Genomic DNA, 15,053 nt, shown 5'->3' on the forward strand with positions numbered 1-15,053 from the left:
AACGAAACAATCTTTCGTTCTTGATTTATAATTAGGTCGCAAATATACTAAAAAGTCCGCATTTTAAAATGCGGACTTTTTTTTAAGTTTTCAGTCTCAGTTTACAGTCACAGTATTCAGAAGCTGAAAACTGTGACTGCGACTGTATACTAATTTTAGTATCTATAAACAAATGCATTAACATTCATTCCTGCTCCAACAGAAGCAAAAATAACAACATCGCCTTTGTTGATTTCATGATTTTCTAATTTGCCCTGAATTAATAAGTCATATAGAGTAGGAACTGTTGCAACACTTGAGTTTCCTAAATCATGAATACTCATTGGCATAATGTTTTCAGGTGGCGTTTTATCGTACAGTTTATAAAAACGGGCGATAATTGCTTCGTCCATTTTTTCATTAGCCTGGTGAATCAGGATTTTCTTTACGTCATCAATTGCGATTCCGCTTTTATCAAGACAGCTTTTCATTGCGCAAGGAACCTGGCTTAATGCAAATTCGTAAATCTTACGGCCATACATTTTAATGTATTTGATATCCGGATCTAAATCTGGATTGTATGATTTTCCAAAGTATAGATAATTAGCTTCATCATTTGCATAAGTAGCACTTTCGTAAGATAATAATCCAGCTTCGTCATCAGAAGCTTCTAAAATTGAAGCACCGGCACCATCAGAGTAAATCATTGAATCGCGATCGTGATCATCAACAACTCTTGATAAAGTTTCGGCCCCAATGACCAAAACGCGTTTTGCCATGCCTGATTTTATAAATGCATTGGCTTGCAAAACACCTTCTATCCAGCCCGGACATCCAAAAAGAATATCATAAGCGACACACTTAGGATTTTTAATGTCTAATTTGTTTTTTACGCGAGTAGCTAAACTTGGTAAAATATCAGATTGATTCGTTCCGGATTTTACATCGCCAAAATTGTGGGCGAAAATAATATAATCTAATGTTTCACGATCGATGTTAGCATTTGCAAGTGCTCTTTCGGCAGCGAAAAAAGCTAAATCAGATGAGGTATGTTGGTCTTCGGCATAACGGCGATTTTCGATTCCGGTAATACCTTTAAATTTTTTAATAACAACTTCGTTAGGATAAGCAAAAGGAGTTCCGTCTTCATTTAAAAAAACATGATCACCAAAGTCAGTGTTGCTTACTTCTTTATTTGGAATATAACTTCCTATACCTATTATTTTTATTTTCATTATTCCTTAATTAGCCAATAAATTTATGGCTAAATTATAAATAAATTTATGATAACTATCATAAAAAATACTATGCATGCATATAATTATGAAATAATAATTATTTGTGGGATTTATTGTTAATTTTCTAACGAATTTTAGGTTTTACCGAGATTTCAAACGTTTGAGTTTTGTTTTTTGATTTATTTTTTTTTGAAAAAATTGTAAAGTTTTTTTGTGTTTTGTTACAAATAAAACCGAAGTTTCAAAAAGTGTTAAAAAACAGAAAACTTTATAATTGTTTCAAGTTTCACGTTACGCTTGAACCTGAAACCTGAAACTTGAAAGAAAAAAACAAACCCGACAAGTTTTAAGACCTGTCGGGTTTGAATATTTATTAAAGAAAACTTATTTCTTAGTTCTCCATATAAGCTTCGATAGGAGCACAGCTGCAAACTAAGTTTCTGTCACCATAAGCATCATCTACACGACGAACTGATGGCCAGAATTTATTTTCAGCAATATACTCCAATGGATAAGCGGCTTTTTCTCTAGTATAAGGGAAACTCCAAGTATCTGTAGTTAACATTGCTAATGTGTGCGGTGCATTTTTTAATACATTGTTTTTATCATCTGCTGTTGCAGCTTCGATCTCTTTTCTGATTGAAATAAGAGCGTCACAAAAACGATCTAACTCTGCTAAATCTTCAGATTCAGTAGGTTCAATCATTAAAGTTCCTGCTACCGGGAAAGAAACCGTTGGAGCGTGGAAACCGTAATCCATCAAACGCTTCGCGATATCACCAACTTCAATTCCGTTTTCTTTAAACGAACGACAATCTAAAATCATTTCGTGAGCCGCTCTTCCGCATTCTCCTGTATAAAGAATTGGGTAGTGCCCTTCGAAACGGGATTTCATGTAGTTAGCATTCAGGATAGCATGTTCTGTAGCACTTTTTAATCCTTCGGCACCCATCATTGTGATGTAACCGTAAGAAATTAAGCATACCAAAGCAGATCCGTAAGGTGCAGATGAAATTGCTGTAATAGCCTGCTCACCACCTACTTTTAAGATTGGGTTTGTTGGTAAAAAAGGAACCAGTTTTTCGTTTACACAAATTGGTCCAACACCAGGTCCGCCACCACCATGAGGAATAGCGAAAGTTTTGTGTAAGTTTAAGTGACAAACGTCAGCGCCAATTGTAGCAGGATTTGTTAATCCAACTTGCGCGTTCATGTTTGCACCATCCATATATACTAATCCGCCATTGTCGTGGATTAATTTAGTGATTTCAATAATCGAAGATTCAAAAACTCCGTGAGTAGAAGGATACGTTACCATTAAACAAGATAAATCATCTTTATGTTCAATCGCTTTTTCTCTTAAATCTTCTACGTCAATGTTTCCTTCAGGAGTAGTTTTAGTAACGATAATTTTCATTCCTGCCATAGCTGCAGAAGCAGGATTGGTTCCGTGAGCAGATGAAGGAATTAAACATACATTACGGTGACTTTCGTTTCTCGATAAATGGTAAGCACGAATAGCCATTAAACCGGCATATTCTCCCTGAGCTCCTGAGTTAGGCTGTAATGTAGTTCCGGCAAATCCCGTAATTACATTTAATTGCTGCTCTAATTTTTTAAGCATCGTGATATAACCTTCCGCTTGTTCTACTGGTGCAAAAGGGTGAATGCTGTTCCAGTTTGGCATTGATAAAGGCAACATTTCTGAAGCTGCGTTTAATTTCATTGTACAAGAACCTAATGAAATCATCGAATGATTCAACGATAAATCTTTACGCTCTAATTTTTTGATGTAACGCATGATCTGACTTTCTGAATGATGATTGTTGAATACATCATGCGTTAAGAAAGAAGATGTTCTTTCTAATGAAGCAGGTAATTGGCTTGTAGCAGCTAATTCAGCAACAGTAAAAGTTTCTTTTCCTAAAGCTTCAGCAAAAATGGCAATAATTTGGTTGATGTCAGTAATTGAAGTTGTTTCGTTGAACGAAATAGAAATCGTATCGGCATTAACATAGTAGAAGTTTACTTCGTTTTTCTCTGCTATAGCTTTTACTTTTTGAGCATCTGCTTTTACTAAAATAGTATCAAAGTAAGCCGTATTGGTTTGAAAAACGCCTAGTTTATTTAAAGCTTCAGCAGCAGTAACCGCTGATGCGTGAACTTTACCTGCAATATATTGTAATCCTTTTGGTCCGTGGTAAACTGCATACATTCCGGCCATAACCGCTAATAAAACCTGAGCGGTACAAATATTTGAAGTTGCTTTTTCACGTTTAATGTGCTGCTCACGAGTTCCTAACGCCATACGTAAAGCGCGATTACCGTTTACATCAATCGAAACTCCAATAATACGACCTGGCATAGATCGTTTATATTCATCTTTGGTAGCAAAAAAAGCAGCGTGAGGACCACCATAACCCATTGGTACACCAAAACGTTGTGAAGTTCCAACAACTACTGCCGCTCCCATTTCTCCCGGAGAAGTTAAGGCAACTAGTGATAAAATATCAGCAGCAAAAGCTACTTTAATTTCGTTTTCTTTTGCTTTAGCAACAAAAGCACTGTAATCGTTTACCTGACCATATTTTCCCGGATATTGTAAAATGGCTCCGAAGAACTCATTCGAAAAATCAAAGGTTTCATGGTTTCCAACAACTAACTCAATCCCGATAGGAGTTGAACGTGTTTGCAGGATTGATAAAGTTTGAGGTAAAATTTCTTCAGAAACGAAGAATTTATTGATGTTGTTTTTCTTTTGGTCACGTGTACGAACGTCAAATAATAACGCCATAGCTTCGGCAGCAGCAGTTCCTTCATCAAGCAAAGAAGCGTTTGCAATTTCCATTCCTGTCAGTTCAATAACAGTAGTCTGGAAATTTAAAATAGCTTCAAGACGACCTTGAGCAATTTCTGCCTGATAAGGTGTATACGCCGTATACCATCCGGGATTTTCGAAGATGTTTCTTTGAATTGGAGCCGGAACGATTGTGGGATGATACCCCAAACCAATATAGGATTTGAATACTTTATTTTTCTTTCCTAATTCCTGAATATGATTTGCAAATTCGTATTCCGTCATTGCAGGATCCAACTTCAAAGGTGCTTTTAAACGAATGTCATCCGGAAGGGTTTCGTAAACAAGTTGTTCGATCGATTCAACTCCAATAGTTTGTAACATGTGTTGAAGATCTGTTTCTCTTGGGCCAATGTGTCTTAAAGCAAAAGCATCTGTTTTCATTTGTAGCTATCTAATTTTTTAAGGGCAATGCAATTCGCGATGTATCTTCTTTGACGTAATCAGGTGTTACACAAGGTTTATTACATTTTATAGTAAATGTGTTGTTTTTTTGTCGCGCAAAATTAAGTATTATTAATAATTTAATAGGTATTTTTAACTTCAATTTTTATGAAATTTACAACTAAAGAGTTGATTTGTTAATAATTGATTAGATTTAAAGAATGAAACTACTAAAACAGATATTCGATTTTTACCTCAATAGCAGTATTCATGTGGCTTTATCTTGTTATGCATTGGTACGAATTACATTTCATGTGTTTCATATTCAATATGATGAACCCATGGCGTTGTTCGTTTTTTTTGGAACAATTGTGGGATATAATTTTGTTAAATATGATGCATTGGTTCGGGTCAAGAGGAAACCAGTGGGAAATCAATTGAAAATTATCGCAATTTTAAGTTTAGTTTCACTCGTTTTAGTAGGCTATTATTTTTTTCATCTCAAACGAATTACACAGATTGTTTCCGTTATAATTTTTGCCATAACCGCACTTTATACTTTGCCTTTTTTTCCTAATCGAAAGAATGCCAGAAATTGGGCCGGAGTAAAAATATATATCGTAGCACTTTGTTGGGTAGGAGCGACATTAGTTTTGCCTTATATCAATGCTGAAATTCCGTTTATACCTGACTTCTTTATCAAATGTATTCAACGATTTGTATTGGTTTTTGTATTAATTCTTGTTTTCGAGATTTTAGATTTGGCCAATGATGATCCGCATTTAAAGACTGTTCCTCAGACAATAGGAGTTAAGCGTACTAAAATTTTGGGATTTTCACTTTTAGTACCTTTTTGGATCGTTGGGATATTGAGTTTTAGTTTTCATGAACTTATTATAAATCTTATAATGGTGGTCATGTTAATGTTGTTTATTTTGTTCGCGAATCCCAATCGGTCAAAATATTATACTTCTTTTTGGGTCGAAAGCGTTCCTATATTTTGGTGGTTGATGATTGTATTTTTATAAAAATAAGCTTAATTATTTAGGCATGTCATTAAGGTTAAGCTTTTTTAGAATTATGAATATTGGGATCAAGAGTTTAAATGTGCCGTTAGGCACTAAATATCGGTAGTAATTAAAATAGATTAGAAATACATTGGGGTGCCGTAGGTACGCAACAAAATGATAATTATTGCGTACCTACGGCACGCTACATTTATTCCGATTCCTATTAACTACTACCGATATTTAGTGCCTAACGGCACAAATTGTATGCTTTCAAATCTTAATGGGCATAAATAATAGGATTGTCGATTTTATGCTGTTTCAAACATTTGAAATCAAAATTCGTTAGTCAAAAACAGTAAATATTTTATCTTTTTTTCCTTAATTTAATGACATTGGCCTCAATCCCTCACGCAAACCGTAAAATGAGAGATTTTATTCAAAAGAAAGTGAATGAAACAGTTTAATTATTGAATTGCCTCCAGCTTTAGCTGGGGAGAAAATGTTATAGAATATTTCCGGCTTTAGCCAAATGATAAAGTTTGGCTAAAGCCAGATTAGATAATCATCCTTATCTCCAGCTAAAGCAGGAGGCTATTCAAAAAAAAAGATATTTTAAAATCTGCCGAATCTGCGAGAAAAAATCCATCACATTTTCTGTCAACTTAAAAAAAAAAATTTATTTTGTCTTTTTTTCTGCCAGTGCTTTATTCAAATCAGCTTTTGCCTCATCGAGTTTTTTTCTTTTCTTAGCAATTTTTTCTTTGCTTTCGTTGTCTTTGATCGCTTTGTTCAGATCGTCTGTTTTTTCCTTAACCTTTTGTTGTTTTTCTTTTACTTTTTTGTCAAGATCAGTAGTAACTGTTTTTGTCGTGCAATTCTTTTTAGTTTTAGATATGGCATCTTCAACTCCTTTAATCTGACTTTGATTGCCGGCTTTTTTTGCTGCAACTAATTTTGTGTTCAACTCACATAATTTTCTTTCGCAACCTTTTAAAGTGGCACAATTACTTTGTGCAAATCCTATGAAAGAAATAGTAAAAAATGCTATCGATAAAATTTTAGTTTTTAAAGTCATAAGTTTATTTTTAGTGATTTACAATTGTTACAATATTTAAATAAAAGTAAGAAAAATATTTTAAGTCTGTTTTTCAGATACTTCTTTAAGGATTTTATTTCTTTCTAAAAGGAATTTAGTTAAATGTCTTTTTAAAAATAAAACATCAAACAATTTTCCAAAGATCCCAAACGGAGTTTCATATTGCAATTTATCTTTCATGGTAGTAAGATCATTTTCTTCTTCAAAAAAATGTTCGTGCCTGAAGGATTTGAATTTGCCGCGTTCCATTTCATCTACAAAATAATCAAAAAAAGTCATCGCTGTAATCCGGCTTTTATGAGTAAGATAAAATCCGAAATGTTTTCCTCGCCAGGTTACCGTTTCGTCTAAATTTATTAATCCGGATGTTATTCCGGCAATTGCTTTTTCATTAGTTTTACTGGCAGATTGTTGGTGAATATCTATATTTCTTGAAGCGTCGAAAACGGTTTGTTTTGATGCTTTTATTTTTGTTGTAAGTTGAATTGTAGTCATGATTAGGGAGTTTATTTCAAATCCCGGAGGGATGTTATATTTATAGAATTATAATTATACAGTGTTTGAACCCCATCGGGGTGATATAAAAATCGTAATAAAAAATATGTCGCTCCGCCGGAGCTAATGAAAGAATGTATGGTATGTCTTCTATAAATATGTTGCTCCGCTGGAGCTTAATAGAGTAGGGTTGATTATTAATTTCTATAAATATCTCAATCCGCAGGAGCTTTGCAAAAGAATTTATTATGCATTTTCCTCTTCCTCTTTAAAGTTCAACTTAAAAAAAATCCAATCTGAATTTTGTGCTTTCATTTGTGTAATAAATCTTTAAAAGCCTCATCAATATCTCCAAACTTAAATGTAAATCCATTTTCTAAAAGTTTTTTCGGAATCACATTTCTACTTTTCAACACTAATTCAGTTTCTGTTCGAATAAAGAAAGATCCGATTTCTAATAAAAATTTATTCACCGGAATCCCGAATGGGCAACCAACTGCTTTTCGAAGTTTTTTCATAAAGTCAGTATTACGAGCGGGTTTCGGAGAAACGACATTAATAACTCCTGTGATTTCTTTATCAATAACAAGACCAACTGCATTTGCAAAATCTTCTTCATGAATCCAGCTTATAAACTGATTTCCTTTTCCCTGTTTTCCTCCAAAGCCTATTTTTGCCAAAGTCTTTAAAGGAATAAAAGCGCCACCGTTTTTACCTAAAACGATCGAAGTTCGCAAAGCCGTTTTTAAAGTATTTGGAGTTTCGGTTTTAAAAAATGCTTTTTCCCAAGATAAAGCGACATTTATAGAAAAGTCATTCCCTATTTTACCATTAATTTCATCCATTTGTTTGTCTAAAGAAAATCGATATATGGTTGAGGTTGATGAATTCAGCCAATGTTTAGGAGGATTTTTACAATTTAAAACCGCTTTATTTAAAACTTTTGTACTTTCAATTCTGGATAAAAGAATCTCTTTTTTGTTTTCTTTAGTATAACGGCAATCGACAGATTTTCCTGCCAGATTAATCAAAACGGTACTATTTTCCAATTCATTTTCCCAGCCTGAAAAAGTCTTTGCATTCCAGTTTACGTATTTTATTCCGTCAATTGTTTGAGATTTTCCTCGCGTAAGAATTACAATTTCGTCAAACTTATCTTTGAAACGATGGACTAAAGTTTGTCCTAAAAAACCTGTTCCGGCTGCGATTATGAGTTTCATGGTTTTTTTTTTGATTTTGTGAGTATTAAAACCTAACAGGTTTTTAAAGCCTGTTAGGTTTAGGCTGAAAATTATGCGTTAAAAACCAATCGTTCTTCTTCCTGAGCTTCTTTTGCTTTTCTTTTCCCTCTAAAGAAGAAATATAAATTGAAGAATAGCATGATGCCAAGATAAATAGAAAAACCTCCAATTTTGTAACTCAGTCTTTCAATCAATTCCTGATAACTATTTTGCCCGATTTGCATTTTTAGGATCATTAGCGCAAAACCAATATTTAATAGATAAAATCCGGTTTCAAAAAGCTTATTTGTTGCTTCTGCAATATCTTCACGGCCTTTAAAAATGTCCAGCATAAATATTTTTCCGTTTTTGAAAAGAGTTTTAGAAACATAATAAGTAAGAAATAGGGCAATTGGTAAATAAACACTGTAACCGATTAAGATTTTTGTAGTTTCCATGATATTTAATTTAAGATGTTATTTAATTAATTTATGAATGTACTTGGTTAGAATTATAATGTTGAGGTAATGTAAAATTGAAATGATGAATATTATTATAGCTGTTTTGATTCCAATGGTTTCAATAAGTTGAGTTGATGACAGTATCTTTTGCCAGGAAATCAGAGTCATTGCACAATACCCAATATTTAAAAGATAGTAGCCTAAAAGTAAAACCTGATTGATTTTTTGACAGATATCAGCATGATTGGGAATTAGTTCTTAGACATAAATATTTCCGTTTTTATAGCAGATTTTTCCAACTTTTAGAATGATCAAAATTGTAATGCTGAGGTAAATAAAATACCCTATAATATTTAGATTCATAATTGCCGATTTATAAATTATTGATTGCGAATTTATTATGCCATTTCCTCTAATGCTTTTACAAATTCTAGTTTTCTTTTATTCTTGACTGTAATTTTTGAACCTTTTGCCAGAAAGACAGAAGCTGGTTTTATGTTTTGAAGAAATTTAAAATCCTCTCCATATGTTTTATCAAAATCAATATCAACGTTATGATTTAAAACTTCTAACTGTTCCCATCGTGGATGCTGAACTTCATATTCGAAAATTTTACCGGCATCAATTTTAGTATAACCAAAATAATGTTCTGTAATGAATTCAGCTTCAGAATCAACTTTAATTTCTAGTGGAGTTTTCTTTGTTTCTAATTGAATAGTATTCCACTTTTTATCATTTTTCCATTGATATATAAAAATGTTTGTGTTTTCATTTTCAATGATTTCATGTCGCATTTTCTGAGTTTCATAATGTTCCTGATACAAAGTATTTGCAATAAAAGTGATGGCACTTTTAGGAACAATTTCTTTGATGAAAACAACGCCGCGTTTCCATTCGCCATTTTCAAAACGTTTTACGTAGAATCTTAAATTCACTTCTTCAAAATCTACATGAAAAGGAACTTTAATTCCTAATACTTTTGTGTTTTTGAACATAAAACCAACCAGACTCACATAACATTTGTTGTTCCAGGTATCTATTTCAGTTCCGGCGGGAACATATTTTTCTAATATTCCGGCATCAACTTCATAATTGAAAAGTGCCAGGTTTTTCCATTCTGCTTTTAAGAAATTCATTGTTGTGCTTTTTTATAAGTTATAGTAGAGAAGTAGATTGCAAGAATTATTGGAATTGGAAACAAGATGAAGTAAATAAACTCAAAATGGAGTATTAGACCATTAACAAACCATAAAAGGAAAAAGAAAATGACGCCACTTATATAATGTTGAAGATCTTTATCTTCAGGTTCATCCAACAGCATTTTGATCCCAAAAATTAATTGAAATAAACCGGTAAGTATGGTTGATAAAACACCACAAAAAGCGAATTCGGCTCCATTATTAGGTATCACTGCTGCGATTAAAACTAGTAATATTGGCATACCAACAAAAAAATAATTAAGGTAATTTATGGCTTTCATAGTTATAGATTGTTTTAAACTTTCAGAAAAAAATGAAAGTTTTAATTAAATTTTTTTTGTTTGAAGATCTACTTCATGATTTTCATGACCAAACGTCCCAACCAGTTATCATTAAATTCAGTCATTTTGTCTAACATATTGTCTGCCTTTAATACGAAATCATATAATTTTGAGGTCTGATCTACAAAGTGTTTTTCTTCTGCAGAATCTTTTGCTTCGATTGTAGAAACTTCTTTTAAGATTTTAAGAGCAGGTTTAATTTCTCTTTTACTTCTTTCTTTTGCAATTTTTACAGCCAATTCATCTAAATCTTTTTCGGCAGTAAAAAACTCTCTTCTTTCTCCGGCTTTGTATTCTTTATATACAATTCCCCAATCCATTAAAGCTTTTAGATTCATGCTCGTATTTCCACGGGAAATTTGCAATTCGTCCATAATGTCTTCCATCGAAACAGGTTCGTTCGAGATCATTAATAAAGCATGGATCTGTGCCATGGTTTTATTAATTCCCCATTGAGAACCTAATGCTCCCCATGTTTGTACGAACTTATTTTTTGCTTCTTTGAATTCCATGAAACAAATGTAAGTAAAAGTTTTTAAACTTTCAAAAATAAATGAAAGTTTATTTTGAGTAAAAAAAGAATTGACAAAAATGGTTTCAAAAAATGATATTCTTACTTTCTTAAAACGATTGATATACCACTATTATAAAAGGAGTCAGAATCGGATTTTGTCAGCTTGAAATCAAATGTGTATTTGCCATCTTTTGGAGCAGTAAATTTTTTATTTTCAAGTTCAAATTCAAAATCTTTCTTGTGTATTATAGTGTCTTTTTCTTCAAAAGTCTTTTCAGTAATGATTTCAGAACTTGCCTTAGCATTTATTATGTGATTTGTTTCAGAAGAAAATCTAGTAATACTGTCAAATTCAACCGTTTTTTTGTTTTCTTGAATGAGATATTTAATAGTGTATTCAGGATATGGGGAATTGCTATTTATTTTCGTCCAGAATACGATGGTTTCTCCTTTTTTCAAACTAATCTCGCCTGAAGAGGTAATTTCATCTTTACCTACGGGTACTTCAATTAAATCTTCGCCAGCAGAATGGCAACCGTAGAATGTTAGCAGGGCTATTAATGCAATGATTTTTTGTATAATTTTCATATTTATTTTTTTATGGCAGGAATATCTAATGTCTTATTTTTTGAATAATAATTGAACATTTTAATGTAAAAGTCTCTTGTAAGATCTGAGATCTCATTTGTAGTCAAGTAAAAAATTTTCCCGTCATATTGTACTTTACAAATTAATTTTTCGAAAACACGATTATTATATCCTGAATCTGTAATTTTTAAATCTGTGACATTATCTATTTGGGAATAGCTATATTTATTTGCTAGTGAATATCTGTAACTAAAAAAAATCTTTTCAAAGTCTTTGCTGATTTTCTCCGGTATTTCGAAACTTTCTATTGTGTTTGTTTTTACAGCATTTAGAAAATTAAGATAAGTACGTTCTATCGCGTCATTTGCTCTGTAAAAGGTTACATAGTCGTAGTTTCCTTCTGATCTTGGCGAAACGTATTGATTAGGCTCTAAGAAAGCCTGCATTTCCTTATCTAATTTGTTAAAAATAGAACTGAACAAATTAATTTCAGCTTTAGGAGAATTCAAAACATATTCTTCCCAGGAGTTGAATGGAACTTTTATGAAATCCTTTTTTAATAAATTTTTACCATTTTTAAGCATGTGAAGAGCAAGATTTTCTTTTTCAGGAAATTTTGCAAAGTGATCGATTTCTCCATTGTAAATAATATAGCTTTTTGCGGCAGCATCGTACTCATAATGTATGACAGTAAAATTTTCGCCGTAAATAATACTATTAGAATCTTCAAAGTAAATATAATTTTCTTTTACAAGCTGTTTCTTGATTTCCGGGATGCTAATCAGGTTAGGGTTTTCTTCCTTGATGACATAAACGCTTTGTGAGCAAAGCCTTTCACGGGGAAACAAAGCGGTGGTTAACTCAATTGCTACTACATCTTTTCGATTTGCAAAATCTATTTTTCCAAACACCAAATCAATATTGCCTTCTTCATAGACTGTAACTTGATACATATAATTGTCCGGAATAGAAATGTTGTATTTACCTGCTTCAGATAAAGGAGTCAGGTTTACTTTTGAATTGAAAATCTTTTGAGCTTCTTGTTTGTTGATTTTTGTTTCTTGTGCAATTAATTCTGTATTGTCTTTATTTTCTTCGACATTATATCTTTTGCAACTTGATATTGATAAAAGCAATACCAGTAAATATATTATTTTGATATTTTTCATAAGGAGCATTTATTTGTTAATTAAACTTATCAATATTTACCGCTAAGTCTTCTTCGTTTTCAATGTCTGAGTACTCAACATAAAATGATTTATGCAAGACATAATAAAGAACATAATAAAGAATAAAAACGCCAAAGCTAGAGAGCCATAGAAAGGAGAAAATCTTGTCTTTGAAAAAAACGAGATAACCATCGGTAAAATCAAAAAAGAATTTTATGTGTTTAAAATATAAAAACAGAACTACTGCAAAAGGAACAATTTTGGTCATGATCTTATAATAGGCAACCAAAAGTATTGCTAGTATAAAAACGGGAATTTTTATGAGATCATTTATGGTTTTTACTTCATTTGTAAAATATTCATATACCAGAAAAGCGGTTAGTAAAAGGCAATAAATAGCTAAGTGAAGTTTTTTGTTTTTCTTTAGATTAAGAAAATATTGAGTTGCGTTTTCTGTTTTTTTTGTTAGAAGTAAAACAAAAAAAGTAAAAATATTTAATATAGGAGCAAGTGCAAAAACATTTATAACTCCAAAATATTTTTTTAAGGAATAACCTCGAAACTGGATTAGATTGCCTAAAAATCTTCCTGAGTAGAGTAATAAAAAATAGCTTGATATTAACTTGCAGATTTCAGCAAAATCAAATTTTGAAGAAAAAATCGAAATTGTAAGTATTGATTGAGCCAGATCTAAAACTGTCAGAATCAAAATAAAAAAGCTGATTATAAATCCCCACTTGAAGAAATTTTTATCAATAAATTGCTCGTCTATAGGCTTGCGGATACTTTTAATTCCTCCAAATCTATTGGTAATGTAGAAGAAACCAATCAGACCAAATAAAATTTTAAACGTATTGATAAACTCAATAATCGTTATCAATATATCCTGCATATAAGGTTCGCTGAAATTTAAAAATGCAAAATTTCCAAATGTATCCCTGGCTTCTATATCAATAACAATGAGTAAAACTATAGAAATTAGTACCGGAAAGAACCATTTTGTTTTTTTGGAAATATTAAAGTTTTCCAGTGCAAAATAGTATTTAACAAAATAAAAAAAAGGAATTATAAGCGTCAAAAAACTGATGATTTTGTTGATATAGATGCTTTCATACCAGGTGAAATTATAAAGGTAGTGTGTGAAATTATAATCTAAAAAAAATGAAATGTCATTTTTGAAAAAATATGGCAGACTCAATAATTGCAGGATGATACCGGTTTTTATTTTATTGTTTTTATAAAAATACCACGAAAGAATTAATGTGTTGAAAAACCAAAAAAGTACACGCCAAAGCTGTGTAAATATAAAAGTGTTCGGTGTAAAAACTTCGATGTAATAGAGAATCATACTTAGAGAGAAAAGTATAATTCCGAAAACCCAAATTTTATTAATCACATTATTTTGAGTTTCGCTAAAAATTGATTTCATAATAGTGGTTTTAAGTAAAAGCGTACAAACATATTATTTTTAAAACGATATCAAAGTTTTTATTTAACATTTATATTCTTCATAATTATTAGGAATAGGTGTTTTTACGTGTTTAATTTTCTTGTGGCATTCTTTTATCTTGTTCATAACTAGTAATTTCCGTTTTATAACATTTTATTCATAATGCCTATGTATTTGATATAGTTTTGAAATAGAAATAAATTTTAATGTATTATTTAAGATGTTTTTTTAGATGTTAAATAACACAGTGAAGAAGTCAAACATGTGGAGCAGAAACCACTTAAAAAAACGAGGCGTTCCCGAAAAGCCTTATGAGTAGGAAACCTAAATCAAAAAGTTATGTCAGATTTATTAGCAGGTGCTTATTTAGCGAAAGGCACAATTGGAAATGTTGGAACACCAGGTGCTCCAATAGCAACATTTAGTTTAGTAGTAGTACCATCACAAAATTCAGTGTCTGGTACTGTAGTAGTTACTCAGGCAATACAAGGTCCCGATAGCCATATTGTTGTTCAGGTAAAAGGAAGAATTCATTCGACCGGATTTGGAGAATTTACTAAAGTAGTTAGTCTGCACGGGCAATACATTCACTCTGTTCCTCCGCCGGCAATTGGTTCTTTTTTAGCTGATTTTGACGCTAACTTAGCGATCAATGATTCCTGGAATGGAACTGGAGGTTTTTCATACTACAAACATCAAATTGAAAAAGTGCCGGTAGCAGCAATAAAAAATCTAAAAGAAGAGTTAGTTTAGAAATTAATTTCTCCCCAAAAACAAATTCAACAGGATAATAAAAATTTCCTGACTCAATTAGAGTTTTGATTTAAAAAGATCGTCTGGTTAGGCGGTCTTTTTTGTTGGAAATATTCGTTGCCTAAATAATTAAACCTATAAAAAAATAAAATAACCATTTTTCAATTTTACAAATCATCAATAAAGTATAAAAATTTGATTCTTTGAGTTTATTGTTGAATAAAGTGGGAAATTTTAAGAATAATTCAAAGAGTTGTTTTAGGAATTGTAAAGTTATGTTAATTTAGGAAATGAAATTT

At 31.7% G+C, this 15,053-nt stretch carries 14 protein-coding genes; 2 read left to right on the forward strand and 12 right to left on the reverse strand.

All coding sequences use genetic code 11. The annotated features are described in order from the left end of the window. Window positions 1-155 precede the first annotated feature (155 nt). The gene (locus NJT12_RS03595) at window positions 156-1,214 is read right to left on the reverse strand and encodes a 3-oxoacyl-ACP synthase III family protein (RefSeq protein ID WP_271334562.1); all 1,059 of its coding nucleotides are present in this window, start codon (window positions 1,212-1,214) and stop codon (window positions 156-158) included. 394 nt (window positions 1,215-1,608) lie between these two features. Then, window positions 1,609-4,458, reverse strand: coding sequence for an aminomethyl-transferring glycine dehydrogenase (gene gcvP, locus NJT12_RS03600; protein WP_271334563.1), 2,850 nt, complete (start codon window positions 4,456-4,458; stop codon window positions 1,609-1,611). A 221-nt stretch (window positions 4,459-4,679) separates the two neighbouring features. Between gcvP and NJT12_RS03605 the strand changes: the two genes are divergently transcribed. Beyond that, window positions 4,680-5,486 (forward strand): UbiA prenyltransferase family protein, encoded by an 807-nt coding sequence (locus tag NJT12_RS03605; protein WP_271334564.1) that lies wholly within the window; start codon window positions 4,680-4,682, stop codon window positions 5,484-5,486. Between the two features lie 658 nt (window positions 5,487-6,144). Here NJT12_RS03605 and NJT12_RS03610 read toward each other — a convergent pair. The 10 genes from NJT12_RS03610 to NJT12_RS03655 form a co-directional block, all read right to left on the reverse strand. After that, on the reverse strand, window positions 6,145-6,543 hold the full coding sequence (locus tag NJT12_RS03610) for a DUF1090 family protein (RefSeq protein ID WP_271334565.1): 399 nt from the start codon (window positions 6,541-6,543) through the stop codon (window positions 6,145-6,147). Between the two features lie 60 nt (window positions 6,544-6,603). Then, window positions 6,604-7,059 carry an SRPBCC family protein gene (locus NJT12_RS03615; protein ID WP_271334566.1) on the reverse strand — a complete coding sequence of 152 codons (456 nt, stop codon included), beginning with the start codon at window positions 7,057-7,059 and terminating at the stop codon, window positions 6,604-6,606. Window positions 7,060-7,370: 311 nt separating this feature from the next. Then, window positions 7,371-8,279 (reverse strand): TIGR01777 family oxidoreductase, encoded by a 909-nt coding sequence (locus NJT12_RS03620; protein ID WP_271334567.1) that lies wholly within the window; start codon window positions 8,277-8,279, stop codon window positions 7,371-7,373. Window positions 8,280-8,350: 71 nt separating this feature from the next. After that, on the reverse strand, window positions 8,351-8,737 hold the full coding sequence (locus tag NJT12_RS03625; RefSeq protein ID WP_271334568.1) for a hypothetical protein: 387 nt from the start codon (window positions 8,735-8,737) through the stop codon (window positions 8,351-8,353). 401 nt (window positions 8,738-9,138) lie between these two features. Then, window positions 9,139-9,876 (reverse strand): YqjF family protein, encoded by a 738-nt coding sequence (locus NJT12_RS03630; RefSeq protein WP_271334569.1) that lies wholly within the window; start codon window positions 9,874-9,876, stop codon window positions 9,139-9,141. Further along, a complete protein-coding gene (locus NJT12_RS03635) occupies window positions 9,873-10,220 on the reverse strand; it encodes a hypothetical protein (protein ID WP_271334570.1) in 348 nt (115 codons plus the stop codon). Before NJT12_RS03635 ends, NJT12_RS03630 begins: the two co-directional genes overlap by 4 nt. Window positions 10,221-10,288: 68 nt before the next feature. Next, the gene (locus NJT12_RS03640; protein ID WP_271334571.1) at window positions 10,289-10,792 is read right to left on the reverse strand and encodes a GbsR/MarR family transcriptional regulator; all 504 of its coding nucleotides are present in this window, start codon (window positions 10,790-10,792) and stop codon (window positions 10,289-10,291) included. Window positions 10,793-10,893: 101 nt separating this feature from the next. Further along, window positions 10,894-11,382 carry a hypothetical protein gene (locus NJT12_RS03645; protein ID WP_271334572.1) on the reverse strand — a complete coding sequence of 163 codons (489 nt, stop codon included), beginning with the start codon at window positions 11,380-11,382 and terminating at the stop codon, window positions 10,894-10,896. A 2-nt stretch (window positions 11,383-11,384) separates the two neighbouring features. After that, window positions 11,385-12,551: a hypothetical protein gene (locus NJT12_RS03650; protein ID WP_271334573.1), complete on the reverse strand. Its 1,167-nt coding sequence runs from the start codon at window positions 12,549-12,551 to the stop codon at window positions 11,385-11,387. Window positions 12,552-12,567: 16 nt separating this feature from the next. Continuing rightward, window positions 12,568-13,980, reverse strand: a complete 1,413-nt coding sequence (locus tag NJT12_RS03655; RefSeq protein ID WP_271334574.1) for a hypothetical protein — start codon at window positions 13,978-13,980, stop codon at window positions 12,568-12,570. Between the two features lie 360 nt (window positions 13,981-14,340). On the opposite strand from NJT12_RS03655, the gene NJT12_RS03660 reads away from it, so the two are divergent. After that, window positions 14,341-14,754: a DUF1842 domain-containing protein gene (locus NJT12_RS03660; protein ID WP_271334575.1), complete on the forward strand. Its 414-nt coding sequence runs from the start codon at window positions 14,341-14,343 to the stop codon at window positions 14,752-14,754. The last annotated feature ends 299 nt before the right edge of the window (window positions 14,755-15,053 follow it).

Source organism: Flavobacterium azizsancarii (genome assembly GCF_027980145.1).
Classification (GTDB): domain Bacteria; phylum Bacteroidota; class Bacteroidia; order Flavobacteriales; family Flavobacteriaceae; genus Flavobacterium; species Flavobacterium azizsancarii.